The 24541-nt window shown below is 72.2% G+C and carries 26 protein-coding genes; 12 read left to right on the forward strand and 14 right to left on the reverse strand.

The features are described 5' to 3' along the window. Position 1 precedes the first annotated feature (1 nt). Entirely contained in the window at positions 2-1147 is a 1146-nt protein-coding gene (locus ACWCSV_RS00450; protein WP_451137957.1) for an RNA polymerase sigma factor, read from the forward strand. A gap of 39 nt (positions 1148-1186) precedes the next feature. Here ACWCSV_RS00450 and ACWCSV_RS00455 read toward each other — a convergent pair whose 3' ends face one another. Continuing rightward, complete coding sequence (locus ACWCSV_RS00455) at positions 1187-2077, reverse strand: hypothetical protein (RefSeq protein WP_451137665.1); 891 nt, start codon at positions 2075-2077, stop codon at positions 1187-1189. 988 nt (positions 2078-3065) lie between these two features. Here ACWCSV_RS00455 and ACWCSV_RS00460 point away from each other — a divergent pair. The 3 genes from ACWCSV_RS00460 (at position 3066) to ACWCSV_RS00470 (ending at position 6580) form a co-directional block, all read left to right on the forward strand. After that, entirely contained in the window at positions 3066-3464 is a 399-nt protein-coding gene (locus ACWCSV_RS00460) for a hypothetical protein (RefSeq protein WP_451137666.1), read from the forward strand. 147 nt (positions 3465-3611) lie between these two features. After that, complete coding sequence (locus ACWCSV_RS00465; RefSeq protein WP_451137667.1) at positions 3612-4298, forward strand: ABC transporter ATP-binding protein; 687 nt, start codon at positions 3612-3614, stop codon at positions 4296-4298. Then, positions 4295-6580: an FtsX-like permease family protein gene (locus ACWCSV_RS00470; RefSeq protein ID WP_451137668.1), complete on the forward strand. Its 2286-nt coding sequence runs from the start codon at positions 4295-4297 to the stop codon at positions 6578-6580. The genes ACWCSV_RS00465 and ACWCSV_RS00470 overlap by 4 nt, the downstream gene beginning before the upstream one ends. A gap of 161 nt (positions 6581-6741) precedes the next feature. On the opposite strand, the gene ACWCSV_RS00475 is transcribed toward ACWCSV_RS00470, so the two are convergent. Then, positions 6742-7536, reverse strand: a complete 795-nt coding sequence (locus ACWCSV_RS00475; RefSeq protein ID WP_451137669.1) for a hypothetical protein — start codon at positions 7534-7536, stop codon at positions 6742-6744. A gap of 362 nt (positions 7537-7898) precedes the next feature. Between ACWCSV_RS00475 and ACWCSV_RS00480 the strand changes: the two genes are divergently transcribed. Then, positions 7899-8279, forward strand: coding sequence for a hypothetical protein (locus ACWCSV_RS00480; RefSeq protein WP_451137670.1), 381 nt, complete (start codon positions 7899-7901; stop codon positions 8277-8279). Here ACWCSV_RS00480 and ACWCSV_RS00485 read toward each other — a convergent pair. Next, positions 8263-9717: a DHA2 family efflux MFS transporter permease subunit gene (locus tag ACWCSV_RS00485; protein WP_451137671.1), complete on the reverse strand. Its 1455-nt coding sequence runs from the start codon at positions 9715-9717 to the stop codon at positions 8263-8265. The genes ACWCSV_RS00480 and ACWCSV_RS00485 overlap by 17 nt on opposite strands. 140 nt (positions 9718-9857) lie before the next feature. On the opposite strand from ACWCSV_RS00485, the gene ACWCSV_RS00490 reads away from it, so the two are divergent. Beyond that, positions 9858-10481 (forward strand): TetR/AcrR family transcriptional regulator, encoded by a 624-nt coding sequence (locus tag ACWCSV_RS00490; RefSeq protein ID WP_451137672.1) that lies wholly within the window; start codon positions 9858-9860, stop codon positions 10479-10481. 95 nt (positions 10482-10576) lie between these two features. Here the strand turns inward: ACWCSV_RS00490 and ACWCSV_RS00495 are convergent, their stop codons facing one another. From ACWCSV_RS00495 to hemC, 3 genes are all read right to left on the reverse strand, one after another. Then, entirely contained in the window at positions 10577-11323 is a 747-nt protein-coding gene (locus ACWCSV_RS00495) for an SDR family oxidoreductase (protein ID WP_451137673.1), read from the reverse strand. A 591-nt stretch (positions 11324-11914) separates the two neighbouring features. After that, positions 11915-12391 (reverse strand): aminoglycoside 6'-N-acetyltransferase, encoded by a 477-nt coding sequence (aac(6'), locus tag ACWCSV_RS00500; protein WP_451137958.1) that lies wholly within the window; start codon positions 12389-12391, stop codon positions 11915-11917. 42 nt (positions 12392-12433) lie between these two features. After that, a complete protein-coding gene (gene hemC, locus ACWCSV_RS00505; protein WP_451137674.1) occupies positions 12434-13369 on the reverse strand; it encodes a hydroxymethylbilane synthase in 936 nt (311 codons plus the stop codon). 213 nt (positions 13370-13582) lie between these two features. Between hemC and ACWCSV_RS00510 the strand changes: the two genes are divergently transcribed. Then, positions 13583-13819, forward strand: coding sequence for a hypothetical protein (locus ACWCSV_RS00510; protein ID WP_451137675.1), 237 nt, complete (start codon positions 13583-13585; stop codon positions 13817-13819). A gap of 150 nt (positions 13820-13969) precedes the next feature. On the opposite strand, the gene ACWCSV_RS00515 is transcribed toward ACWCSV_RS00510, so the two are convergent. Next, the gene (locus tag ACWCSV_RS00515) at positions 13970-14323 is read right to left on the reverse strand and encodes a PRC-barrel domain containing protein (protein ID WP_451137676.1); all 354 of its coding nucleotides are present in this window, start codon (positions 14321-14323) and stop codon (positions 13970-13972) included. 284 nt (positions 14324-14607) lie between these two features. After that, on the reverse strand, positions 14608-15459 hold the full coding sequence (locus ACWCSV_RS00520; RefSeq protein ID WP_451137677.1) for a helix-turn-helix transcriptional regulator: 852 nt from the start codon (positions 15457-15459) through the stop codon (positions 14608-14610). 148 nt (positions 15460-15607) lie between these two features. Here ACWCSV_RS00520 and ACWCSV_RS00525 point away from each other — a divergent pair, with 148 nt between their 5' ends. Together ACWCSV_RS00525 and ACWCSV_RS00530 are read left to right on the forward strand one after the other, a co-directional pair. Then, positions 15608-16387, forward strand: a complete 780-nt coding sequence (locus ACWCSV_RS00525) for an NAD(P)H-dependent oxidoreductase (protein ID WP_451137678.1) — start codon at positions 15608-15610, stop codon at positions 16385-16387. A 193-nt stretch (positions 16388-16580) separates the two neighbouring features. Then, positions 16581-17042, forward strand: coding sequence for a DUF5707 domain-containing protein (locus tag ACWCSV_RS00530; RefSeq protein ID WP_451137679.1), 462 nt, complete (start codon positions 16581-16583; stop codon positions 17040-17042). A gap of 75 nt (positions 17043-17117) precedes the next feature. Here ACWCSV_RS00530 and ACWCSV_RS00535 read toward each other — a convergent pair whose 3' ends face one another. The 5 genes from ACWCSV_RS00535 to ACWCSV_RS00555 form a co-directional block, all read right to left on the reverse strand. Next, positions 17118-18749, reverse strand: a complete 1632-nt coding sequence (locus ACWCSV_RS00535; protein ID WP_451137680.1) for a PTS transporter subunit EIIC — start codon at positions 18747-18749, stop codon at positions 17118-17120. 82 nt (positions 18750-18831) lie between these two features. Beyond that, positions 18832-19773: an N-acetylmuramic acid 6-phosphate etherase gene (gene murQ, locus ACWCSV_RS00540; protein ID WP_451137681.1), complete on the reverse strand. Its 942-nt coding sequence runs from the start codon at positions 19771-19773 to the stop codon at positions 18832-18834. A 98-nt stretch (positions 19774-19871) separates the two neighbouring features. Continuing rightward, positions 19872-20789 carry a MurR/RpiR family transcriptional regulator gene (locus ACWCSV_RS00545; RefSeq protein ID WP_451137682.1) on the reverse strand — a complete coding sequence of 306 codons (918 nt, stop codon included), beginning with the start codon at positions 20787-20789 and terminating at the stop codon, positions 19872-19874. A 148-nt stretch (positions 20790-20937) separates the two neighbouring features. Beyond that, positions 20938-21216, reverse strand: a complete 279-nt coding sequence (locus ACWCSV_RS00550; protein ID WP_390959591.1) for a GlsB/YeaQ/YmgE family stress response membrane protein — start codon at positions 21214-21216, stop codon at positions 20938-20940. A 234-nt stretch (positions 21217-21450) separates the two neighbouring features. Next, a complete protein-coding gene (locus ACWCSV_RS00555; protein ID WP_390959593.1) occupies positions 21451-21654 on the reverse strand; it encodes a cold-shock protein in 204 nt (67 codons plus the stop codon). Between the two features lie 272 nt (positions 21655-21926). Between ACWCSV_RS00555 and ACWCSV_RS00560 the strand changes: the two genes are divergently transcribed. After that, a complete protein-coding gene (locus ACWCSV_RS00560) occupies positions 21927-22295 on the forward strand; it encodes a hypothetical protein (RefSeq protein ID WP_327176439.1) in 369 nt (122 codons plus the stop codon). Then, positions 22292-22582, forward strand: coding sequence for a DUF4031 domain-containing protein (locus ACWCSV_RS00565; RefSeq protein WP_451137683.1), 291 nt, complete (start codon positions 22292-22294; stop codon positions 22580-22582). Before ACWCSV_RS00560 ends, ACWCSV_RS00565 begins: the two co-directional genes overlap by 4 nt. 133 nt (positions 22583-22715) lie before the next feature. Here the strand turns inward: ACWCSV_RS00565 and ACWCSV_RS00570 are convergent, their stop codons facing one another. Further along, positions 22716-23975, reverse strand: a complete 1260-nt coding sequence (locus tag ACWCSV_RS00570) for a Cmx/CmrA family chloramphenicol efflux MFS transporter (RefSeq protein WP_451137684.1) — start codon at positions 23973-23975, stop codon at positions 22716-22718. A gap of 240 nt (positions 23976-24215) precedes the next feature. On the opposite strand from ACWCSV_RS00570, the gene ACWCSV_RS00575 reads away from it, so the two are divergent. Next, a complete protein-coding gene (locus ACWCSV_RS00575; RefSeq protein WP_327176436.1) occupies positions 24216-24389 on the forward strand; it encodes a CsbD family protein in 174 nt (57 codons plus the stop codon). Positions 24390-24541: the final 152 nt, after the last annotated feature.

Below are 24541 nucleotides of genomic sequence, written 5' to 3' on the forward strand. Positions count from 1 at the left end.
GTTGGACGAGGCTCTGCTCAGGAGCCTCACGCCGGGCGTGCTCGCCGTCCTCGTCCGCCGCGGAGCCGATTTCGCGGCGGCCGAGGACGCGGTGCAGGAAGCGCTGCTCCAGGCGGTACGCGTGTGGCCGGACGCCCCTCCGCGGGACGCGAAGGGCTGGCTGGTCACGGCTGCTTGGCGCAGGTTCCTCGACGCGACCCGGGCGGAGACCGCCCGCCGCCACCGCGAGGTCCGGGTGGAGGAGGAGCCCGTACCGGGGCCGGCGCCCGGGGTGGACGACACGCTCCAGCTCTACTTCCTCTGCGCCCACCCCTCGCTGACCCCGGCCTCGGCGGTCGCGCTGACCCTGCGCGCCGTCGGGGGGCTCACCACCCGGCAGATCGCCCGCGCCTATCTGGTGCCGGAAGCGACCATGGCGCAGCGCATCAGCCGGGCGAAGCGCACCGTCTCCGGCGTGCGGTTCGACCGGCCCGGCGACGTCGGCACCGTGCTGCGCGTCCTCTACCTGGTCTTCAACGAGGGCTACTCCGGCGATGTCGACCTCGCCGCCGAGGCCATCCGGCTGACCCGGCAGCTCGCCGCCCGCATCGACCATCCGGAGGTGTCCGGGCTGCTCGCGCTGATGCTGCTCCACCACGCCCGGCGAGCCGCGCGCACCGCCTCGGACGGCAGTCTGGTGCCGCTCGCCGAGCAGGACCGGGACCGGTGGGACACCGTGTCGATCGCCGAGGGCGTCGGGATTCTCCAGGCGGCCCTGGCCCGGGACCGGTTGGGCGAGTACCAGGCCCAGGCCGCCGTCGCGGCCCTGCATGCCGACGCGCCCACCGCCGCGGAGACCGACTGGCCGCAGATCGTCGAGTGGTACGACGAGTTGGCGCGCCTGACGGACAGCCCGGTCGTCCGGCTGAACCGTGCGGTCGCCGTCGGTGAGGCCGACGGCCCGCGCGCGGGATTGGCGGCACTCGCGGCGCTGGACGACTCGCTGCCCCGCCACACCGCCGTGGCGGCGTACCTCCACGAGCGCGACGGCGACCTCACGAAGGCGGCACGGCTGTACGCCGAGGCGGCTCACGGGGCCGCCGACCTCGCCGAGCGCGACCACCTGACGCGCCAGGCCGCCCGGCTCAACGCGCTTGTGGAGCGCTGACGTTGCCCGCCGGGTGGCCCTTCAGTGGCTGGTGGGACCTCAGCTCGTCCCGGTCGGCGGGGTGGCGCGGTTCTGGGTACCTCGCCGTCGGACGGTCACACCGGCGCGGCCCCGGGGGCGGTCCTGGCGGGGGATCAAGGCCGCGCGGACCTGGGACATGCGGCTGCGCACGTCGTCGTGGGGGACCGTTCCCGGTGGGCCCTCGATGGGTGCGAGGTCGCCCCGGCAGGGTCGGCAGAGACCGTCGAGCAGGGCGCCCTCGGGGCCGGGGGCCTTGCATTCACGGCATTCGGAGGTGCGCCGGGCGGACGGCGCGGGCGGGGGCGGCGGCGCTGCGATCCGGACGGGCGGCAGCTTGTCGATCAGTCGGCGCCGGACGAAGGAGGGCGGGTGGTGGACGGGGAACGGCAGTCCGCTGGTGAGCGCGTGGAGCAGGTAGGCCTCGTCGGCGCCGCGCTCGAACCACTCGGTGACCTGCGGTTCCAGCAGCACGCAGGCGGCCTCCGGCAGCGCCAGCGACTGGTTGATCTCGCCGAGGGCGGCCAGCAGGATGAACGCCCGTGAGCGCGTCGACCGTTGGGGCTCCGCCGGCACGTCGCCCCGGAGGAACGTGTTCCACCAGTCGGCGTCGCGGGCGGTACGGGAGAAGTGCGTACGGGTCACCCAGAGCAGCGAGGTCTCGTTGGCGACGACGATCTCGTCGCGGTGCAAGTGCCCGGCGGCCTGGAGCCTCCTGAGCGCGGTGCCCATCGCGCACTGTCCGTAGGGGAGGACTTTGGCGAGGGTCTTCACCGAGATGTCGGAGCCGTCCGGCAGCTGGTCGATGTAGGTGGCGATGGCGGCTTCGCGGGGCTCCAGATGTGCGAAATCGCTTGCGGAAGGCGGCTTCTGGTTCGGGGCGGAACGCTTGCCGTACCCGGGGTTGGACATCGGGTGAGCGGTACGGGGCATGGGGGCGTGCGGGGGGCAAGGGGCAGCACTAAGCTGGGCGGCAGCCATAGGGATCGCTCGATTCGATCTTGTTGGTCAGACCCCTGTCAGGTGTTTGCGCACCGGCAGGGGTCGACTCTTTTGTGGTCTGGATGAGGCGAACGCTAGATCGCCGACACCCTGCGTGGCAAGCCGGTCACCAATTGTCAACCCTGGGGGATTAATCGGGCGCGCGAGGGTGACGCGGTGGCGGTCCGAGCTGGGGTGATTGCCGCTCCAGGGCGGGGTGTTCGGGCCGTCGGCCGGGGCAGGGGCACCCTCGTGGGCGGCTTCCTGTGGGGTCCGTCCGCGTACGGATCCCCGTGAACGGCTTCCCGTGCGTGTCCGTGAGCGGCGCTTCGCGAGCGGCGCTTCGCGAGCGGCGCTTCGCGAGCGGCGCTCCGTGAGCGGCGCTCCGTGAGCGGCGTCTCGCGGCCAGGGGTGGGTGGGTGGGAGAACAGTCCCATCCAGCCCTTCCTTGTTAAGAGCGCTCGGATCTCGACGCTTGAGCTCCGGGTGTGGGGCGCGGCGGCATGGCATCCCCTGAACGGGTGAGCGCACTCGGTGGTGAAGAGGGTGCGCAGGCGCGAATGGTGTGCGCCTGCAGCGCGAACGGCACGGCCCGCGCGCGCGGTTGAAAGGAAAGCCCCAGGATCACCCAATGGGGGTTAGTTCACGCAGCGTCATGGTCACGCTGTGCCTCGGCTTGCTACTTTCTGTAATCACGGGCCGCCAAGAGGTGGTTCGGCGGCGCGTCGGCAGGAGGTCGGCCATGTGGGGCGAGTTGGGCATCCCGAACACTGTGAACACCCCGAGCATCCGGAGCACCGTGCGTTTCGCGAAGTCCCCGGGTCTGCGTTTCGCGAAGTCCCTGGGCGGGGGCAGCCGCAGCGAGGGCAGCAGCAGTGGCAGGGCCGGTCGCTGTGGCGGGGGCAGGCGGAGGGCCGTGGTGAGCGCGGGGCTCGCGGCCGGACTCTTCGCCGGGGGTGCCGGGGCGGCACTTGGCGCCAGTTGGCACGCCGTTCCCCGTCTGAAGAGCTCGGGCGCGCTCTTCAGCAGCGGCACCTACAGGTTCAACCCGAAGGGCACCGAGCACGGTGGATTCGAGTTCAAGGGGAAGCTCAAGGACACCGATTCCAGCGACGGTCACAACGTCTACCTGGAGGTTCGTGTCGAGGGATACGACTGGAACCGCTTCTACGGCAAGCAGAGGAAGACGGTCTCCCTCCACAAGGTCGTGTACGACGCGGCCGCTCTGTACACCAGCGATGCCAGCGTCCGGGTGTGCCGCGACAAGGGCACCCTCCACCCGGACAACTGCGCCGCCGCCCCGCACTACAAGAGGTGACACACGCCCGATGGGGGAGGGCGGGACTTCTCCGTGGGGGCCCGGAGGGGCGGGATTCCACGGGATGTCACGGATCCATCGGTGACCGAGCGAAAGAACACGTGGGTGCGGGCGAATCCCGGACCCCGATCCGAGGGGGTAAGAACCGTGCAGAACAGCAGGATCGGGACGCTGGTGGCCGACGACGTCTGCCTCTCCTACGGCTCCACCGTGGCCGTCAGGAATGCGCGGCTCTCCGTGCGGCCGGGGGAAGTGGTGGCGATCACCGGGCAGAGCGGATCGGGGAAGTCCTCCCTCCTCTACTGCCTGGCCGGAGTCGTCCCGGTCACCGGCGGACAGGTCGTCTTCGACGGCCGGCCGCTCGGCGGCCTGGGGGACGAGGAGCTGAGCGCGCTCCGCCGCGACCGCTTCGGATTCGTCTTCCAGTACGGCGAGTTGCTCCCCGAGCTGACCATCGAGGAGAACGTCGCCCTGCCGCTCCGCCTCGCGGGGCTCCGCAAGAGGACGGCCCTGGGCGAGGTGGGGGAGTTGCTCGACCGGCTGGGGATCGGCGGTCTGCGGGGCCGTCGGCCGTCGCAGGTCTCCGGAGGCCAGAGCCAGCGGGCCGCCGTGGCCAGGGCGTTGGTGCACCGCCCCGCCGTGGTGTTCGCCGACGAGCCCACCGGCTCGCTCGACAGCTCCAACGCCACAGCCGTACTCGACGAGTTCCTGACCCTCGCGAGGGACCGGGGGAGCGCGGTCGTCATGGTCACCCACGATTCGTCGGTGGCCACCAGGGCCGACACCCGCTGCACGATGTCGGACGGCGTGCTCGCGCAGCAGGTGACGGTATGAAAGAGCTGGCACTGGGGCTCAGGCTGCTGCTCGGCTCCGGCCGGGGGAACCGGGTCCGCTTCATCCTGATGGTCGTGGGCGGCGCGATCGGAGTGTGCTGCCTGGCGGCCGTGCTCACCATCCCCGCCATCCTGGACGCCCGCGACGGACGTGCCGCGGCGCGGCAGCCGGCAGCCTCCCCCGACCCCACCACCCCGGCGAACCCGCACGGCACCCGGCAGCTCCTCCTCGACGACGCGTACGGCTCCCGACCACTCAGCCGCGTCTTCATCGCCCGGGGCGACGAGGTACCCACCCCACCGCCCGGCATCCCGGAGCTTCCCCGGCCGGGGGAGGTGTACCTCTCGCCGGCCCTCCACGCCCTGGTCCAGGACCACCCGGCGCTCGCCGAGCTCCTGCCCGGCCACGAGCGGGGCCGGATCACCGCAGCGGGTCTCGGCCACCCCGACGAGCTGTACGCCTACATCGGGGTCACCCCGGACCGGCTGGCCAGGGGTACCGTCGTCACGGCCTACGGGGGCACCTACGCCGACGCCCCCGCCGTCGATCCCTCCACCCTCGACATCCTCCGCTTCACCCTCGCCACCCTCGTCCTCCTGCCGCTCGCGGTGTTCCTCACCGTCTGCGCCCGGCTCTCGGCGGCGAGCAGGACCCGCAGACTCGCCACTCTGCGTCTGCTCGGCCTGAGCGCCAGGGGCACCCAGCGGGTGAACGCGGCGGAGACCGTCGCCGCCGCGCTGCTGGGAGCGGTCGCGGGCCTGGGCCTGTACACCCTCGTCAACCAGGTCGTCGCGCGCACCGGCTTGCCGGGCCTGCGCTGGTACGCCCCCGACGGAGCGCTTTCGGTCTCCACCGTGGCGACCTGCCTGGTGGTCTGCCCGGTGCTCGCCTGGTTCGCCGGGCGGGCCGGAGGCCGGCGGGCCGCCCGGGACCCCCTCGCCGTACGCCGGACCGCACCACCGGCGCGCCCCCGGCACTGGGGCGTCTACCTCCTTGTCGCGGGCCTGGGGGTGGTGACCGCCTACTGCCTGCTGGGGGCGACCGGCCGGAAACCCGCCGACGAAGGGCTGTCCGGCCTGCTCGTTCCGGTGGCCGCCCTGCTGGTGGGCAGCGGCCTGATCCTCGCCCTCCCCTTCCTCAGCCACTGGCTTTCCCGCCTGGTCGCCCGGTCCACCGAGTCCCTGTCGCTCGGACTCGCCATGCGGCGCAACGAGGTGGAGCCGGGCAGCGCGCTCCGGGTCGCCTCCGGACTCGTTCTCGTGGTCTTCGCAGCCTCCCTCGCCCAGGGTGTGCTGGTCGAGCTGAGCCAGGTCTCCCGCCCCAACTCCTTCCGCCAGGACTACTCCGTCTCGCTGGACGGCGTGGACGCGGCGGGCCGGGCCGCCCTGACCGAGATCCCCGGCGCCCGGGGCCACGCGCTGGCGGTGCACTCGTGGACGGACATGAACCGCGAGGAACCCGGACCCGCCACGGACGCGGTGGTCGCCACCTGTGCCCAGCTGGCCGAGCTCGTCATCGACCTCCGAGGGTGCGTCGACGGGCAGGCCATGCGCCTCACCGCCCGGAACACCTCGGTCGGCGGCGACCTCGAACACCCAGGCACCACCTACCCGTTCACCTATCGCGAGGACGGCCGGACCCGGATGCTCGACGTCACCGTCCCCGGGGCGGAGGCCCACTACACGGCGTACGAACCCATGGCGGCCGACCTGCCTCTCCTGGTGCCGCCCTCCGCCTTCCCGGAGGGGGCGGTACCCGACCGGGCGACGGCCCTCCTCACCAGCGCCCCGGACGCGGACGCGGTGCGGAGGGTCCTGGACGGAATCGGAGCCGCCGCACCCACCGCCTACACCACGGCGATCGGCGTCGACGTGGGCGCGCTCCAGCAGATCGCCGTCATCGAGGCGTTGCTCGGCGCCGGAATGGTCCTCGGTCTGGTTGTCGGCGTCGCCGCCTACGTGGTCGCCGCCACCGACCGTGCGGTGGAGCGCCGTTCCCAGGTCACCGCCCTCGCGCTCCTCGGCGCCCGCCCCCGCACCCTGCGCGCCGTCCAGTGCGCCCAGGTCGTCCTCCCCCTGTTCCTGGGCCTGGCGCTCGCCCTGGTCACCGGCAAGCTCACCGAATCCAGCTACCTCGTCGCGGGCGGCGGCGACATCCTCTGGGACGCCGACGGCCTCCCCCTCCTCGCCCTCTGCGCGGCCGGCGTCCTCACCCTGGCCACCGTGGGTTCCCTCCCCCTCGTCGGCCGCCGGATCAACCCCGAGCTGATCCGGCGGGATTGAGGAGGGGGCGGCAGGACCGCCACCGACCCCTGGGGCCGGTGGCTCAGGGGCCCCGGGTCTCGGGTCTCAGGTCTCAGGTCTCGGGTCTCGGATCGGTCTGGCGTCGGGATGGCCCTCGGCGGCCGGCCTCCGGTGGACACGGCAGGCCGCGCCCGGCAGGCTCAGAGCCCCACTTTGCCGGTGGCCCAGTACGGCTTGGTGGTGACGGCGCGGCGCGGCAGTATCCGGCTGTCGACCAGGGCGGCCCGCTGGCGCTGGATGGACTGGGCGTGTCCCAGCAGCATCGCGCCGTCGAGCCGGGTGAACTCGCCCTCACCGGCGGCGCATTCGAGCCAGGCGAACAGTGCGTCCCCAGGAGCCTTGGCGACGGGCAGGAACTGGTACCGGGGCCAGCGGGCGGCCAAGGCCTCGACTGCGGGCGGCGGCACCTCGATGGCCACGAGGGACTGCTCGTCCATCCGGGCGTAGGCGTCGAGGGTACCGAGGGCGGAGCCGTCACCGAGGTAGAGGCGTCTGCCCCCGGTCTCGCGGAGCGGACGGTGTCGGCCGGCCAGCATCACGGTCTCCGCACCGGCCCGGAGTCCGCCCACCCAAGTGGCCCCGGGTCCCTGGGAATCGGTGGCGACGAGGATGCCGATCCGCTCGCAGTCGGCCCCGAGGCCCCCGCCGGAGCCCCCGCCGGAACCGGTGCCCCCGCCGGAGCCGGTGCCACTGCCGGTAGCGGTGCCAGGGCCGGCGCCGGGCGAGCCCACGGTCCGTACGGTGTAGCGGCGGCTCAGGGTGGGAGTGACCCGGAACTGGATCTCGTGTCCGGGGTGCCAGCCGCCGGGCGGCGTCTCGGCGCTCAACGTGAGTTCGAGGAAGCCGGGAGCGGGCTGCTGGACATCGAGTACGCGCGCACGGCGGCCCATGGCGGATTCCGCGAGTTTGCCTATGAGGGCGGGCGCTTGGGGCATGGTGATCTCTTCTCGGGGAGGCTGGCGGGGTGGGCCGGTGGCCGACCGGAGCGGGGGAGGGCCCAGGGCACCGACTGGCGACGCGGACGCGGAGGTACGGGACGAGTCCCGCGCGGTGTACGTGACCTGCACAGTAGGGCCTGTTCGAGCCGTACGCCCCCGACTGGGCGTCGTCACCCCTCACCTACCACCCGACGTCCGTTCACCAACCTGCCGGAACGGAGTTGATCACTTGGACGGGATGGTTCGGCCGGTGCGGCCACTCGCCCTGCGGGCCGCCGCCCTTGTGGGCGCGAGTGGAAGCGGGCGCAGGCGTTGGAGCGCTCGTCCCGCCCCTCGCCCCGCTCCCTCAGAATAGGGCCATGGCCCCTCTCGCTATCGCCCCGCGCCCGCTGAACGCGGACGAGAGAGCCGTGCTCGAACACGTTCTGTCGGCGGAGTTCGTCGGCGCGTCGCAGCTGCGGAGTCAGCTGGACGGTACCGAGGTGGTCGCCGTCTGGGGGCCTGACTCCGTGAGCGTCGACCTTCAGGTCCGGGAACCTTGCGAGCATGCGGGGCTGCGGCAGGCGCTCGTGCCCGTGGACGCGCACGTCCGAGACCGGTCGGGTGCCTTCGTCGGCGAGATCCTCGTGTGGACGGACCAGGGGGACACGCTCGCAGGCCTGGAGTTCGCCTGGGTCACCGACGAAATGCCCACGGCACTCCCAACCGTCGTGAACGGGCGGCTCAGCACGTCGGCTTGACCTCCCGTGCTGCGGCCTCCACCCCCGCCCTTCTCTTCGAAGGCAGGAGGAATGCGAGGACAAGCGGGACCGTGCTCAGCCCGAAGGTCCACCAGAACGCGGTGGAGAACGCCGCCAGCCGCTCCGACGCTGTGATCGTGCCGCCGAGGCGGCTCTGCAGGACGACGGCGATGACAGCCACACCGAAAGGCGCCCCGACACGCTGTACGACGCTGAACGCGGCGCTGCCGCGCGGGGCTTCGTCGTGGCTCAGGTTCGAGAAGGCGAGCGTCATCACCGGGAACGTCGTCGCGGCGAAGCCGAGTCCCTGGGCGAACTGCGCGGCCAGCAGCAGCGGCGTACCGCCGTGGGTGTCCGCGAGGGCGAACGGCACCGTACCGAGCATCGCCAGCGCCACCCCTGCGGCGACGACCAGGCGCCCGTCGTGCCGGGCGGCGACGGTGCGCAGGGCCACCACGAAGAACATCGTGCCGAGCCCCTGCGTGACGAGCAGCAGACCGGTGTGGAGCACCGTCGCCCCACGGACCTGTTGGTAGAAGAGCGGCAGCAGGAACGACAGCGCGTAGGTCGTGAACCCGCTCGCGAAGGTGATGACGCTCCCCAGGCCGAAACTGCGCCGGGCGAACATCCGGACGTCGACGAGCGCGGGGTGGCGGGCCCGTAGCGAGTGCACCGCGAAGGCGGCGAGCAGCCCGGCACCGCCGGCGAGCGGCGCCCAGGCGGAGGCGGCCGCGAAACCGTCGGCCCCCGACGTCCGGCTGATCCCGTACGCGATGGCGACGACCCCGGGCGTGAGCAGCAGGAACCCGGGTACGTCGAGCCGGTGGCCGCGCCGCCCGGCGGTCGCGGGCAGCAGGCCCGGACCGAGGGCGAGAGCGGCCAGGCAGACCGGCACGTTCAGGAAGAACAGCCAGTGCCAGCTCAGCGACTGCACGACGGCACCCCCGAGCACCGAACCGAGGAGCGGGCCGAGCAGGCCGGGGAGCGCGACCGCCGCCGTGGCGCGGTCGATTCGTTCCGGGCCGGCCGCCCGGGTGATGAGCGAGAGCGTGATCGGCATGACCATGCCGCCCCCGATCCCCTGGACCACCCGGAAGGCGATGAGTTCGGGCAGGGAGTCCGCGAGTCCGCAGAGCAGCGAACCGACGAGGAAGGCACCGATGGCGAACATCCACGCATGGCGCGCGCCGAACCGTTCGGAGAGCCAGCCGCTGACCGGGATCACGGAGACGAATGCCAGCAGGTAGCCCGTCGACACCCACTGGGTCCGGGCCACCGAGGCATGGAACGTCGTGTGCAGGTGGTCGAGGGCGATGGTGACGATCGTGGTGTCGAGGAGGGTGGTGAACGTACCGAGCGCCAGCACCAGGCCGATGAGGGTCAGCCGCCGATCGGTCACCTCGGGCGTGGCCGTGGAGGCCACCGGGGTCGCAGTCATGGCGGGGACACTACACCGTGCAGTGTAGCTCTGACTACACCGCCCGGTGTAGCCTGTTCGGGGAGGCAAGGATGAGCGCAGGCGGTACGAGAACGACAGGCACGACAACAGCCGGCACGGCCGGCGGCACGGTGAAAACGGTGCGGGAAGGGTCGCTGGAGAAACGGCGGGCGATCCTCGCCGCCGCACGGGACCTCTTCGTGCACCAAGGCGTGGACCGCGTCAGCATGGACGCCATAGCGGCCCGTGCCGGAGTTTCCAAGCGCACCGTCTACGACTACTTCGGCGACAAGCGGAGTCTCTTCCTCGCCATCCTCTCCGACGTCTCCCAGTCGCTGCTGGTGACCGTGGGGCGGGCGCTCGACGAGCACCTCCCGGAGGACGCGCGGATCACGACGGTCCCGCAACTGGAGGAGAGCCTGGCCGCGTTGGCGATCGAGCTCGGCACGACGATCGTCGGCTCCGCCGACTACGCCGCCGGGTTCGCACTCGTCGCCCAGGAACGCCTGCGGACACCGGCGACCGAGGACGACATCGCCACGGAGGCCGTGGCGAGGGCGTTCACGGAACGCCTCGCCCACTTCGCCGACGCCGGGCTCCTGGACGCGGACGATCCGGGCCTGGCCGCCGACCACTTCTTCGCCCTGACGGTGCTGCTGGCCTACGACCGCCAGCCGGTCCCCGCCAACCCCGACCCGGACCGGGTCCGGCAGACCATGGTCGACGGGGTGCGTGCCTTCGTCCGCGCGTACGGCGCACGCTGAGGGCCCGGCAGAGCGGGGCCACCCGGTACGTCCGCGTACCAGGGTGTCCCGCTCGGCCGGGCCCATTGCCGTCATCAGGGTCGGCCCAGTAGGTGTCAGCCCAGCCCGCCGGTGGCCCGGATGTTCTGGCCGGTGATCCAGCGGCCCTCGTCCCCGGCGAGGAAGGCGACCACGGCCGCGATGTCGGCGGGCGTCCCGAGCCGCCCGAGCGGCGTCATGGCCGGGATGGTGGCCAGCGCCTCGGCCGGGTTGGTGCCCCGCAGCAGGTCGGTGTCGGTGGCACCGGGGGAGACGGTGTTGACGGTGATCCCGCGCGCGCCCAGCTCGGCCGCCGCCCCTGCGGTGAGCTGCTCCAGCGCACCCTTGCTGACCAGGTAGGGCACGATCCCCGGGGCGGTCCGCAGGGTGTTGAGCGTCGAGATGTTGATGATCCGGCCGCCGTCCGGCATGTGCCGGGCGGCGTACCGCAGAGTGAGGAACGCGGCCTTCGTGTTCACCACGAACGCCTGCTCGAAGACCTCCTCCTCGATCGCGGCGAGCGGGGCCGGGGTGAAGGCCAGCGCCGCGTTGTTCACCAGGATGCTCACGCCGCCGGACGACTGCTCCTCGGCGGCCTCCATCAGCTTCTCGGCCGCCCCGGACTCCGCCAGGTCCAGCTTCAACGCCCTTGCCCGGCCGCCCGCCTCCCCGACGGTACGCACGACATCCTCGGCCGCCTCGGTGTTCTGCGCGTAGTTGAACACGACCTCGGCGCCCTCACGCGCGAGCCGTTCCACGACGCCCCGGCCGATCCCTCGGGAGCCGCCCGTCACGACGGCGGTTCTGCCTTCCAGCGTTCCCATGGTGCTCCCCTTGTCTTCCGCGCACTCCGGACACTTCGGTTCAGCGCTCCGAAGGTACGGACGCCCCACCCGCCGGATGCCGCCTCTCGCCGACAGCGAAATGCCCCGCGTTGCCCGGCAGAACCTGATTGCGTACCACGAACCGGAATCGTGCCCCCCGGAAGAGATCCGTCACCCCGCACTGGTGGGGTGGAGAGAGGCGGCAGGGGCGGTAGGGGTGGCCGGAGGGTGCTGAACGCCCTGTCCACGGGCACTGGTTGAGGCGGAACGAGGCATTGATCGTTCCGGGAAATTCACTCTTTGGTGTCATGTATCGAGGGTCAGTTTGACTGTGGGGAGAGCTTGGCTCTCAGGTGAGGACGGGGAGGTCCCGCCGGGCAACTCCTCGCCGGGCGCGGAGGCGACTTCGCCCCACCCGTCCTCCTCGGCGGCGAACCACTTCTCCGCGCCCGCACCGCTCAGATGGATGCCCGTGCGCCGGAACGTACCCGGGGCCACCGGCGACGACCACGGCGTCCTGCTTCTCGACCGCCCCGCCACGGGGAACCACCGGTCGCCCCACGACGCCATCCGGCGTGAGGCCCGGGCCGCTCAGGCCAGTTCGTCCGCGAGCAGGTCCATCAGCAGACCGTCCTCCCAGGCACCGGTGTGCTCGTTGTGCCAGTACGCCCGCATGATGCCCACCGGCTTGAACCCGACCTTGCCGTAGCAGCGGATCGCCGGGGTGTTGGCCGCCGCCGGGTCGATGGTCAGCCGGTGATGGCCACGTTCGCGCACCAGCCACCGGGCCAGCGTGCGTACCGCGTCGGTACCGAGCCCCCTCCCGCGCAGCCTCGTCGTCAGGAAGACGTCGATGCCGGCGCGGCGGAACTGCGGGTCGTTCTCCTCGCTGAACTGGATGGCGCCGACGACCTCGCCCTCGAAGACGATGGCCAGCTTGTCCTGGTAGCTGTCCGGGGGCGGTGACCACCAGGCCGCGACCTCCGGTTCGCGTACGACCCGGTGGAGGACCTCGGCGTCGCCGTCGGTCGTCGGCCGCAGCAGGACCTTCTCCCCGCTCAGCTCCATGCCGTCCTGGCCGTCATTGCCGTTGTTCACCTCGGACCGGTGTCAGTGCTCGATGGAGTCGATCAGCTCGCGGGCGCCCTGGCGCAGCAGGGTGACCGCGACCGAGGTGCCGAGGGTGGCGGGATCGAGCGGGCCGGCCCACTCGTGGGCGTTCAGGACCGTTTTGCCGTCCGGGGTGAACACGCATGCGCGCAGCGAGAGTTCGCCACTCCGGCCGAAGGTGGCGTAACCGGCGATCGGGCTGTTGCAGTGTCCCTGGAGCACGTGCAGGAACATCCGCTCGGCGGTCATTTCCCGGTACGTACCAGGGTGGTTGAGGCCGCTGACCGCGTCGATCGTGGCGCTGTCGCCCTCGCGGCACTGGAGCGCGAGCACCCCGGCCCCGATCGGCGGGCACATCGTGTCCGTGGAGAGCACCTCGGAGATGACCTCGGAGCGCCCGATGCGTGCGAGCCCGGACGCCGCGAGCAGCAGCGCGTCCGCCTCGCCCGCCGTGAGCTTCTCCAGCCGCCGGTTGGCGTTGCCCCGGAACGGTACGCATTCCAGATGCGGGTGCGAGGCCGACAGCTGCGCGATCCGGCGTACGGACGAGGTCCCGATACGGGTCCCCTCCGGCAGCTCGTCGAGCGTGAGGCCACCGGGGTGCACGAGGGCATCCCGTACCTCGTCCCGCTTCAGGAACGCCGCGAACACCGTCCCGGCCGGCAGCGGCCGGTCCGCGGGGACGTCCTTCACGCAGTGCACCGCGAGATCGGCCTCCCCGGCGAGCAGCGCGGCGTCGACCTCCTTGGTGAACGCGCCCTTCCCGTCCACCTGGGAGAGGTCGCCCATCCACTTGTCCCCGGTCGTCTTCACCGGGACGACCTCGGTGGCGATACCGGGGTGCAGCACCGCCAGTTCGGCCCGCACGCGCTCCACTTGGGCCAGGGCCATGGGCGAGTCGCGGGAGACGATACGGATGAGTTCGGGAGTGGCCATGTGTTCACGATAGACCCGCGAGGCGGGGCCGTGGGGCACCACGCGGGGGCCCGACACGCGGTCGGGGCCGGGGGCCGGGGTGGCCGGGCCGGGGAGCCCTCGGCATGGCTTCCCTGGAGCGGTCGACGTGGTTCCACCGGCCGTTGCCCGCGGCCGAACGCATGAAGGGGGAGATCGAGGGGGAGGACGGGCAGGTGAAGGAGGGTGTGGAACATGTCGGTCGAAAGGCTTGAGCCGTGTGTGCCGGAGCGGGGATCGTTCGCGGTCGACGCCCGGACGGGCAAGGTCGGGCGGGTGGTGGGCAGGGTGGGCCCCGATGTCCGGCTGCGTCCGCCCGGCGGCGGCCCGGAGTGGGACTGCCCGCCCGACGCGGTACAGCCGGCGCCACCCGGCGTGGTGCTCCGCGCACGGGTGACGGAGATCAACCGCGAGGGACAACTGCCCCGTTGAGGGGCCCGGCGGCCGGGTAGGGGCCGGTGGCCGGGCACGCGTCGCGGGGCGAACCCTCTTCGGGCCCGCCCCGCTCTGTGCGACGAGATGTGTTGCGTGACGAGAGGTGCTCCGTACGGAGAACGCCTCTGCGGGACTCCTCCGGCGGCGTCAGATCAGCCGGTGCATCCCGTAGTAGACGGCCAGGTCCGTGTAGTAGGCCGGGTCGCCCGAGTGTGTCTGCCGTTCGAACTCCGGGGAGTCCTTGATCTGTTCCTTCGTGAGGTCCACGTGAACCTCACGTTCCTCCGTGTCGATCCGGGAGACCGCGCCTGCGGGCAACAGGATCTCCCGCCCGAAGATCCACACACCGGTGTCCACCAGGAGATGGGCGGAACCCACCTCGTCGGAGTGGCTGTCGACCTTGCCGACGTGCCCGTCGACGGCCTCGACCGCGAATCCGGTCAGGTCGATTCCGGAGATGTGGCCGCTGGCAGGGTGGTAACCCCACGGGTCGGTGCTCATGGGTCGCTCCTTCCTCGGCGGTCCTTCGGTCGCGCTCCCGCCCCGCGTTCCGCACTGCCATGCGTACGGCGATTCCTGCAGCCGGCGGGATGCGCTCATTGGTTCGCGTGCCCGCGAACCCGGCCTTCATACCCGCGTTCCGCGAACGCAGCGGAGTTCGAATTCGGCTCCCCGTGAAGACGGCGGACGGGGGCGCCTGTTCGGGACGACCGTGTTCGGCGGTCACGGCGCCTCGGCCGGGAACACGAGTGCGCCGGCGGGACTTCCGGCGCACGCCCTACTCGCTACTCGCGCGTCCGGGTGCGCACCGACGGTTCCTCCACGTCACCGCTCTCCGTGCCCAGGCTCGCCAGCAGGCGCAGTCCGTCCTCGCCGGGACTGCCGGGCGCGGCGGAGAGGACCACCAGCTCCATGCCGGACTCGCCGGGCAGGCCGAAGTTCTCCTGGTGCAGTTCGAGCGGGCCGACCAGCGGGTGCCGGTACGGCTTGCGCCCGTGGGTGCGGGCGCGCACGTCCGCGCGGGCCCAGAGCCGGCGGAAGCGCTCGCTCCCCATCGCCAGCTCGCCTATGAGCGAGGCCAGGCGGGGGTCGTCGGGGTACTGGCCGACGGCCAGACGCAGATGTCCGACCACGTCCAGGGTGCAGGTCTCCCAGTCCGCGTAGAGACCGCGCTCGGCCTCCTCCAGGAAGAGGTGCCGGGCGGTGTTCAGGCCCGGCACCGGCCGGCCGAAGAGAAGTCCGGCGAGGCGGTTCCCGGCGAGCACGTCCAGGCGGTGGTTCATGATGAAGGCCGGGGCGTCCGCGACCAGGTCGAGGACCCGCAACAGCTCGGGCCGGATGCGGCTGCCCGGCGCCTTCGCCCGGCGACGCTGGGAGCAGGAGAGCCGGGAGAGGTGCCCGCGTTCGGTCTCGTCCAGGCCGAGCACGCGGGCCAGTGCGTCGAGTACCTGTTCGGAGGGCTGCGTGGCGCGTCCCTGCTCCAGGCGTACGTAGTAGTCGACGCTGACCCCGGAAAGGTGTGCGACCTCTTCGCGGCGCAGCCCCGCGACCCGGCGGCGGCTGTCGGCACGGATGCCGACCGACGACGGGTCGACCCGGGAACGCCGCGTCCTCAGGAAGCCCGCGAGATCGTCCATGGTCCCAGTATGGTCGCGGCCGCACCCGACGGGGCCCGGTGAGGGTGGTACCGCTGTTACCAGGAAGTCCGGTCCGACGGAAGCGGCGCCCCTGAACACCGGGCGTCGGGGCGACCAGACTCCGGGGCACCCGATCGAAGGAGTTCCCATGAAGACGCTGATCGTCCACGCCCACCCGGAGCCGAAGTCCTTGAACGCGTCGCTGAAGGACCTCGCGGTGTCCACCCTGGAGGGCGCCGGGCACGAGGTTCGGGTGAGCGACCTGTACGCGATGGGCTGGAAGGCGGTCGTGGATTCCGCGGACTACGGCCCCGCCGCCTCCACCCCCCTGCAGGTGGCGAGGGACTCGGGCCGGGCCTTCGACGCCGGGACGCTCACCCCGGACGTCCGCGCCGAGCAGGAGAAGTTGCTGTGGGCCGACACGGTCATCCTCCAGTTCCCGCTGTGGTGGTACTCGATGCCCGCGATCCTCAAGGGCTGGGTGGACCGGGTGTTCTCCTTCCACTTCGCGTACGGCGTCGGCGAGCACAGCGACACCAAGTACGGCGAGCGCTTCGGTGAAGGAACGCTCGCGGGCCGCAGGGCCCTGCTCTCGGTGACCACCGGTGGCCCGGAGTCGCACTACACGGCCCGCGGGATCAACGGTCCCATCGACGATCTGCTCTTTCCGATCCAGCACGGCATCCTCTACTACCCCGGCATCGAGGTGCTGCCGCCGTTCGTGCTGTACGGCACCGACCGGATGACCGACGCGGAGTACCCGGAGGTCGCCGAGGCATGGCGGCAGCGACTGCTGACCCTGGAGACGACCGATCCGATCGCGTTCCGGCCGCAGAACTTCGGCGACTACGACATCCCCTCGCTGCGGCTGAAGGAGGGCCTGGAACCGGCGGGCCGCAGCGGCTTCGGGCTGCACGTGCGGGGCTGAGCGGGAAGGCCCCGGCGGCCTCCTCGGCGGAGCCGGCCGAGGGCTGAGTGGGGCCGCCGGTTTCCCTCGCGGTCCTACTCAGCCCTGGCCTGAGTGCGTGGGCTCAGGCCAGGCGGGCGTGGCGCGGCGAGGATCGGTGCAACGGCGCACGGTCGAGGCGCCGGTCCCGCTGAGATGATGACGGAGATCTTCCATGTCCCGACGTATCGCCCTGTCCGTGGCCGCAGGTGTCGTCGCCCTCGGGGGCGCCGGGGCGTTCGCCCTCGCGTACGCCGACGAGGCGCGGCCCCTGACCCTGGCGCACAGCACCGCCCGTTACGAGGCGCCGAGCGGCGATCATGACGGTTCGCTGACCTTCACCACGGACGTCACGGCGTCCGGGGGCGTCAAGAGCGTGAAGGTGCTGGCCTGGCCCGGGGACTCGGTCCTCGCCGACCAGGGCCTGACCGAGAAGGAAATGGCCTACGCCGAGCCGGCCGTCTGCAAGCCCTCCGGTACGGACGCGGACACCGTGCGCTGCACCTACCGGGTGGCCGTCACCGGCGAGGACGCGAAGGACTCGCCGCGCGGAGCCTGGCACGTGGCCGTGCTGGCCACCGCGAAGGACGGCACCACGGTGCTGGACACCGAGGCCGCCGGCTTCACGGTGGAGTGAGGGTGGACGACGTGCACGGGCCGCCCTTCCTGTGCGGAAGGCGGCCCGTGCCGCGTACCGGAGTGCCCGGGTCTCTCAGACCTTCGCGGGCGACGGCCGCTGCCCCGGATCGGAGGAACCGGGGTCGGCGGAGCCAGGTTCCGCCGAGCCAGGTTCCGCGGCGCCCGGCCCGGTCGTACCCGCCGACCCGGCCACCACCGTGGTCGCACCGGCACCAGCACCGGCACCCGCCACCGCCTGCTCCACGTCGAACTCGGCCAGCAGCTCCTTGCTGAAGCCGAAGAGGTACGTGGCCGCGAACCCGGCGACGTACCCGACGAGCAGCCCGCCCGCGTAGATCGCGAGCGTGCCGCCGAGGCCGTGGTTGCCGTCGAGGAGCGGGAAGAGGGCCCAGCCGGACGGGCCGATCGCGGTCGAGCCGACCGAGGTGCCGAGCTGGTTGAAGAGGCCGACGAAGGCCCCGCCGAACGCGCCGCCGACGCACGCCGTCACGAACGGGCGGCCCAGCGGCAGCGAGACGCCGTAGATCAGCGGTTCGCCGACGCCCAGCAGACCGGCGGGAAGGGCGGAGCGGATGGTGCGGCGGATCGACTCGTTGCGGGGGAGGCGTACGTACACGGCCACGGCCGCGCCGACCTGGCCGGCGCCCGCCATGGCGAGGATCGGCAGCAGCACGGTGTACCCCTGCTGCTCGATCAGGGTGGTGTGGATCGGGATCAGCGCCTGGTGCAGGCCCAGCATCACCAGCGGCAGGAAGAACCCGCCGAGCAGGAGTCCCGCGCCCGCGCCGCCGTGCGAGAGCAGCCAGTCGGCGGCCGTACCGATGGCGGAGGAGGCCTCGCCGGCCACGTACATCAGGCCGAAGATCGTGACCAGTCCCGAGATCAGCACCGTGAGGGTCGGCGTGACCAGCACGTCCAGCGCCTCGGGCACCCACCGGTGGCACCACTTCTCCACGTACACCGCGAGCACCGCGGCGCCCAGCGCGCCGAGCACACCGCCCTGGCCGGGGGAGAGTTTCTGCCCGAAGGCCTCGATGTTCGCGACCCCCGGGAACACGATGATCGCGGCGACCGCGCCGCCGAGGACCGGCGTACCGCCGAACTCCTTCGCCGTGTTGTAGCCGACGAACACCGCGATCAGCGCCATGAACCCGGACGCGATCGCCGCCAGCGCGGGCGTCACGCCGGGGAGCCAGTCCAGGTTGACCAGCAGGCCGTTGAGCCCGGCGATGATGCCGCAGCCGATGAGGGCCGGGATCAGCGGGACGAAGATGTTCGCGATCTTCCGCAGGAGGAGCTTGAACGGGGTGGCGTTCCTCGCCTTCCGGGCCGCCCGCAACTCGGCTCCCTGGGCGGCGAGTTCATCGGCGGTCGTGGGGGGTGCGGCGGGCCCGGCGACGGCCTCGGCGACGGCCCCGGCGGCGGGTACCGGGGCCGTGGCGCGGGCCTCCTCCACCAGGGCTTCGAACTCCGGAGTGACCCGGGCGACGCTGCCCGGGCCGAGGACGATCTGGTACGTGTCGTCCTCGACCACGCCCATCACGGCGGGCAGCGCCTTCAGCGCCTCGTCGTCCACGAGGGACGGGTCGAGCAGGCCCAGCCGGAGCCGGGTCATGCAGTGGGCGACGGTACGGACGTTGGAGGCGCCACCGACGAGCGGAAGAATCGCGGCGGCTGTGGCGCGGTGCTTGTCATCTGTTGCCATGGTGCGTGGTGCCTTGCTGTGCGGGGGGTGGGGGGTCCGCCCCGGGCCCCGTCCCGGAGCGGGACGGGGGTCGGGACGGGGGTCAGGGGGAGGGGACGGCGGCGAGCGCGGCGCGCAGATGGCCGTCCGAGGCGGCCAGCAGACCGACGGCGGTGGGGCCGTCGACCTGGCCGAGGATGGTGAGGATCGCGGGCTTCACCTCACCGCCGGTGGCGGCGAGGGCGGCCTCGATCTCCTGGTCGGAGGCGCCGGTCGCCAGGGCGACGATCCGGCGCGAACGGGCGTGCAGCTTCTCGTTGGAGGCACGCACGTCGACCATCAGATTTCCGTACGTCTTGCCGAGCCGGATCATCGTGATGGTCGAGATCATGTTGAGGACCAGCTTCTGCGCCGTGCCCGCCTTCAGCCGGGTGGAACCGGTCAGCAGCTCCGGGCCGGTGACGACCTCCACGCCGTGTTCGGCGGCGGCGGCCAGCGCCGAGCCCTCGTTGCAGGAGAGCCCCACGGTGAGTGCGCCCCGGGCGCGGGCGTGTTCGACCGCGCCGATCGCGTACGGGGTGCGGCCCGAGGCGGAGATCCCGACGACGGTGTCCTCGGCGGTGATGCCCAGCGCGTCCAGGTCGGCGGCGGCCAGCTCGCGGCTGTCCTCCGCGCCCTCCACCGCCGTCACCATCGCGGTCGGGCCGCCCGCGATCAGCCCGACGACCCGGGACGGATCGGTGTTGAAGGTGGGCGGGCACTCGCTGGCGTCCAGCACCCCGAGGCGCCCGGCGGTGCCCGCGCCCATGTAGATCAGCCGGCCGCCGCGCGCCATGCGCGCCGCGATCGCGTCGATCGCGGCGGCGATCCGCTCCAGCTGACCGGCCACGGCATCCGGCACGGACCGGTCCTCGCCGTTCATGACCCGTGCGATCTCCAGGGTGGGCAGCCGGTCGATCTCGGCCAGCTCGGGGCGGAACTGCTCGGTGGTGAGGGTGGCGAGCTGGGCGAGGAGGCCGTCGTGGCCGGACGCGGTGGAGGACATGAGGCGTGGCTCTGCTTTCTCGTGGTGCTCGTACGGGGTGCGGGTGCTCGTGCGTTTCTGCGCGGGTTGCGCGTACGGGCTGCCGGTGCGGCGGCCGGTCAGCGGCGGCGGTGCGTGTGGCGGTGCGCGAGGGCCTCGTACGAAGCGGAGAGGGCGGGTGCCGCCGTCTCGTAGGTGCGCTGGGCGATGCCTATGAACAGGCAGTCCACGACGAGTAGTTGGCTCGTCCGGCTGGACATGGCGGCCGGACGCAGCTCGCTCTCGCGGGAGGTGGCGGTGGTCAGCACGTGGTCGGCGTACTGGGTGACGGCGCCGCCGGGGCGGCCGGTGATGGCGACAGTGGTGGCGCCCCGGTCGAAGGCGGCGCGCAGCGGCTCGATGACGTCGCTGGTCGAACCGGAGTGGGTGATGGCGATGGCGAGGTCCCCGGGGCGCAGCTGCACCGCGTTGGTGACCGCGAGGTGCGGGTCGGTGTGGGCGTGCGCGATGAGGCCGATCCGGAGCAGCTTCTGCGCCAGGTCCTGGCCGACGAGCGAGGAGGCGCCGGCGCCGTAGATGTCGATCCGGCGGGCGGTGGCGGCAGCGGTCACGACCGCGGAGAGCTGCCCGGTGTCGAGCCCGGCGGCGGTGTCCGCGAGGGTCTGCTGCTCGTCCTGGGCGAGCTTGGCGACGACGTCGGCGATCGGGTCGTCCACGGCTATGTCGGCGGTGACCGCGGGGGCCCGCCCCGACTGCTGGTGGGCGGCGAGCCCGGCGAGGGCGAGGCGCAGGTCGCGGTAGCCCGGGTAACCGAGGAGCCGTGCGGTCCGGACCACGGTGGCCTCGCTCGTACCCGTCCGCTCGGCGAGACCCGTGACGGTGAGCGCGGCGCACCCGGCGGGGTCCCCGGCGACCGCCTCGGCGACGCGCTGCATGGAACGGGTCATGGAAGGGGCGAGCGTACGGACCTTGGCGGCGAGGGCCGCCGGGGCCGGCGGGGAGTCGCTGCTGAAACTTTCCTTCAGTTCACTGGTCACTCCTGAAAGGTATTTTCATCACACTCGCCCGTCAACCCCCCATTGGTCCCGCTTGCGCGCGCCCCGCGAACGACGACGGCTCCCCCTCCGGGTGGAGGGGGAGCCGTCGTCGTTCGTGTGTGATCCGTGGCCCCGCGGACCCGCCGGATCAGGCGTGGCGGTGCGAGTGTCGGTTACCGGTGACCAGTCGGTAGAGGGCCAGCAGGATCACCGAACCGGCGATGGCGGCGATCCAGGTGGAGAGGTCGAAGAAGCCGTCGATCGAGTCGACGCCGAAGAGGACCTTGCCGAGCCAGCCGCCGAGGAGGCCGCCCGCGATACCGATGAGCATCGTGATGATGATGCCGCCCGGGTCCTTGCCCGGCATGAGCGCCTTGGCGATGAGGCCGGCGAGCAACCCGATGAGAATCCAAGCGATGATGCCCATGATGCGTCTCCTACCTCGTCATGCGAGCCCCCGTCGTGGGAAGCCCCGGTGTGTAAAGCCTTTGTGAGGTTGCGTCTTTACCGGTTCGCCGGGACCAAACCTGCGTTTTCCGGGGGAACTTAGGGACGGAGCGAACCCGTGCGCGGAGGGCATACGAGGGCGGGACGACGGGCATACGAAACGGCCCGCACGCCCGGGCGGGGCGTGCGGGCCGGCCGTGGACGGCGCGCGGCGTCAGAGGGGGCGGACCTGCTCGGCCTGCGGGCCCTTGGGGCCCTGCGAGGTCGAGAACTCCACCCGCTGGTTCTCCTCCAGCGACCGGTAACCGGTGGAGTCGATCGCGGAGAAGTGCACGAAGACGTCCGGAGTGCCGTCGTCCGGCGCGATGAACCCGAACCCCTTCTCCGAGTTGAACCACTTCACAGTCCCCTGAGCCATGCCATGCCTTTCCTGTGGGCGCCGGACACATGATCGTGTCGGCGATGCGGCGATCCTCTCCCAGTCGCCGGGAGGAGAAACGGATCGGCACGCACCGCACACGTACGAGTGACGGCCCCCGTGTCCCCGGCCGTAATCCGGCCCCTGTCCGGCCGTGACGGGACGGCTGCCCGACTGCCCTCCCGGCCGCCCTCCAGGCCCGCGCGCGGAGTCGCGGCCGGGGGGTACGGGCGCCGGGGGAGTGGCCGGGCGCGCGGGGTGACAATGGAGCCATGGAGCTGAACCCCCTGGAGCAGGCACTGCACACCGCCCGAGCCCTCGTCGTGGCCGACCTGGCGGCGGGAGACGTCGCGGACGCCGACATCGTGTCCCTCGTGGAGGACGCGGTGACCCAGCGGCGGTGGTGGGTGGAGCAGTGGCCGGACGGACTCGAATTCCTCGTCGGACTCGTTGCCCAGGACGTCCAGGACGCCCTGCTCGAACGGTACGGGCGGTGGCCGCTCTGCCCCGTCTGCGACGAGGGCGGCCCGCACGCGCTCGACGTCGAACCCGAGCTCGGCGCCGACCCGCACTGGGTCTGCACCCGCGCGACCGTGTCGGTGGCGCCGGTCGGGGCGCTCGCCGGAGTGCTGCGGCGGTGACCGTCTACATAGACCCCCCGACCTGGCCGGGCCACGGCCGTCTCTGGTCGCACCTGGTCAGCGACGAGTCCTTCGACGAACTGCACGCCTTCGCCGCCGCGATCGGTTGCCCGCCGCGTGCGTTCGAGCGCGACCACTACGACGTCCCGCAGTCGAGCTACCCGGACGCGGTACGCGCCGGGGCGCGGGAGATCGGCTCCAAGGAGCTGGTCCGCCGCCTGACCGAGGCCGGCCTGCGCCGCCCGAAGCACCGCCCCGCGCCGGGCCGTACGGCCACCACGGGCTGACACGCCCCGGCCGGCCACTCGCCGCCGGAACTCATCGCTCGGTGCCCGGCCCGTACGACCTCGCCAGGACGCACCACCGCCCCCGGAGGTGTCCTCCGGGGGCGGTCGCGTCACGGGTTCAGGGGGGTACGCGTCAGGCGCTGGGAGCCTCCGCCCGCTCGTCCGCGAGCGGGGCCCGGGGGCGCACGACCGTCGGGTCCGTCGCGTCGGCGGAACCCGCCCCCGCGACCAGCCGGGACCGGGAGGTGGCGCCGCGCTGGACCCGGAGCGCGAGGGTCACCGCCGCCAGGCCGACGACCAGCATCGCGGCGCCCGCCCACGCGGGGGAGGAGTAGCCGAAGTCGGCGTCGATCACCGCACCGCCGAGCCACGGGCCGGCGGTGTTGCCCAGGTTGAACGCGGAGGTCGTCGTCGCTCCGGCGAGCGTCGGCGCGGCACCGGCCACGTTGAACATCCGGGCGTTGAGCGCGGGCGCCGTGTAGAACGCCGAGAAGCCCAGCAGGAAGGCGAGGAGCACCACGGCGACCGGGCTCGACGCGAAGAGCGCGAGCGCCACCAGGAACACCGTGGAGGCCGCGATGCCGCTGAGCAGTACGCCGAAGAGGTGCGCGTCCGCGACCCGGCCGCCGATCGTCGTACCGACCAGAGCGCCGGCCCCGAAGAGCGCCAGCACCCACGGCACCCACCCGGAGTCCAGCCCGGCGACATCGGTCAGCAGCGGGGCGAGGTAGCTGAACGCGCAGAACACACCACCCGCCGCCAGCGCGGTGATCACGATCGCCAGCCACACCTGGCGGTCGCGGTAGATGGAGAGCTCCTGCCGCAGCTGTGGGCGCTGCTCCGGCACCGGGATGCGGGGGATCTTCGTGACGACCCCGACCAGCGCCACGGCCGACGCGGCGCCCACCGCCCAGAACGCCGACCGCCAGCCCAGGCTCTCGCCGAGGAACGCGCCGAGCGGCACGCCCAGCACGTTGGCGATCGACAGACCGCCGATCATCACCGCCATGGCCCGGGCGCGGGCGTTCTGCGGCACCATCGCGATGGCGACGGCCGCGCCCACCGCCCAGAAGCCCGCGCAGGCGAGCGCCGCGACCACCCGGGAGACGAAGAGGATCTCGTACGTCGGCGCCAGCGCCCCCGCGACCTGACTGAGCCCGAAGACCGAGATCAGCGCGATGAGCGTGGTGCGGCGCGGCAGCCGGAGCGTGGCCACGGCGAGCAGCGGGGCGCCCACGACCATGCCGATCGCGAAGGCGGATATGAGCATCCCGGCCTGCGGAATCGATACGCCCATGTCGTCGGCGATCGGGGGGAGCAGACCGGAGAGCATGAACTCGCTGGTCCCGAGGGCGAAGACCGAGAGGCCCAGGATGTATACGGCCAAGGGCATACGGAGTCGACCGGTGTCGGTTTCAGGCATGACTGTGGCCAACGGGCCCGGAAGCCCGCACATTCCCGGTCGCGGCGAATGATCCCCGTTTGTTATCGCGGCGTTCGCGCCGGACGCTGGGTATGTGCCGCGATGTGCTCATGAGCTTCGAGATGGGTCTTGAGGCAGGGTTTGAGACGGCGCAGGGCGGTCACACGGATCAGTGTTCCTGAAGTCGAGCACAGCAAGGTGGGAGTGATCATGGCTGCAGATGAGAAGGCCCAGGCCAAGGTGGAGCAGACCAAGGGCAAGGCCAAGGAGGCCGCCGGCCGGACCGTGGGCAATGAACGCCTCACCGCCGCCGGGCGCGCCGAGCAGGCCAAGGGCGACGCCCGTCAGGCCAAGGAGAAGACGAAGGACACCTTCAAGCACTGAGTGTCCCGACCCGGGAGCGCCGAGTGCCCCGGTGCCCCCGCAGTGAGTGCCCTCAGCGCCGCACCCCCTTCCCCTCAGGTGTGTCGCGACCGTGGCCCGGCCGATCCGGCCGGGCCACGCGCATGCTCGCCGGGCGCGGTCCACGCGCAGGT

This window comes from Streptomyces sp. NPDC001770, assembly GCF_053596135.1.

Excerpts from the sequence above, each read along its gene's own strand:
- ACWCSV_RS00455 (WP_451137665.1), bottom strand. The coding sequence starts at position 2,077 with ATGTCCAACCCCGGGTACGGCAAGCGTTCCGCCCCGAACCAGAAGCCG.
- ACWCSV_RS00470 (WP_451137668.1), top strand. The coding sequence starts at position 4,295 with ATGAAAGAGCTGGCACTGGGGCTCAGGCTGCTGCTCGGCTCCGGCCGG.
- ACWCSV_RS00475 (WP_451137669.1), bottom strand. The coding sequence starts at position 7,536 with ATGCCCCAAGCGCCCGCCCTCATAGGCAAACTCGCGGAATCCGCCATG.
- ACWCSV_RS00480 (WP_451137670.1), top strand. The coding sequence starts at position 7,899 with ATGGCCCCTCTCGCTATCGCCCCGCGCCCGCTGAACGCGGACGAGAGA.
- ACWCSV_RS00485 (WP_451137671.1), bottom strand. The coding sequence starts at position 9,717 with ATGACTGCGACCCCGGTGGCCTCCACGGCCACGCCCGAGGTGACCGAT.
- ACWCSV_RS00495 (WP_451137673.1), bottom strand. The coding sequence starts at position 11,323 with ATGGGAACGCTGGAAGGCAGAACCGCCGTCGTGACGGGCGGCTCCCGA.
- hemC (WP_451137674.1), bottom strand. The coding sequence starts at position 13,369 with ATGGCCACTCCCGAACTCATCCGTATCGTCTCCCGCGACTCGCCCATG.
- ACWCSV_RS00510 (WP_451137675.1), top strand. The coding sequence starts at position 13,583 with ATGTCGGTCGAAAGGCTTGAGCCGTGTGTGCCGGAGCGGGGATCGTTC.
- ACWCSV_RS00515 (WP_451137676.1), bottom strand. The coding sequence starts at position 14,323 with ATGAGCACCGACCCGTGGGGTTACCACCCTGCCAGCGGCCACATCTCC.
- ACWCSV_RS00520 (WP_451137677.1), bottom strand. The coding sequence starts at position 15,459 with ATGGACGATCTCGCGGGCTTCCTGAGGACGCGGCGTTCCCGGGTCGAC.
- ACWCSV_RS00525 (WP_451137678.1), top strand. The coding sequence starts at position 15,608 with ATGAAGACGCTGATCGTCCACGCCCACCCGGAGCCGAAGTCCTTGAAC.
- ACWCSV_RS00530 (WP_451137679.1), top strand. The coding sequence starts at position 16,581 with ATGTCCCGACGTATCGCCCTGTCCGTGGCCGCAGGTGTCGTCGCCCTC.
- ACWCSV_RS00535 (WP_451137680.1), bottom strand. The coding sequence starts at position 18,749 with ATGGCAACAGATGACAAGCACCGCGCCACAGCCGCCGCGATTCTTCCG.
- murQ (WP_451137681.1), bottom strand. The coding sequence starts at position 19,773 with ATGTCCTCCACCGCGTCCGGCCACGACGGCCTCCTCGCCCAGCTCGCC.
- ACWCSV_RS00550 (WP_390959591.1), bottom strand. The coding sequence starts at position 21,216 with ATGGGCATCATCGCTTGGATTCTCATCGGGTTGCTCGCCGGCCTCATC.
- ACWCSV_RS00555 (WP_390959593.1), bottom strand. The coding sequence starts at position 21,654 with ATGGCTCAGGGGACTGTGAAGTGGTTCAACTCGGAGAAGGGGTTCGGG.
- ACWCSV_RS00560 (WP_327176439.1), top strand. The coding sequence starts at position 21,927 with ATGGAGCTGAACCCCCTGGAGCAGGCACTGCACACCGCCCGAGCCCTC.
- ACWCSV_RS00570 (WP_451137684.1), bottom strand. The coding sequence starts at position 23,975 with ATGCCCTTGGCCGTATACATCCTGGGCCTCTCGGTCTTCGCCCTCGGG.
- ACWCSV_RS00575 (WP_327176436.1), top strand. The coding sequence starts at position 24,216 with ATGGCTGCAGATGAGAAGGCCCAGGCCAAGGTGGAGCAGACCAAGGGC.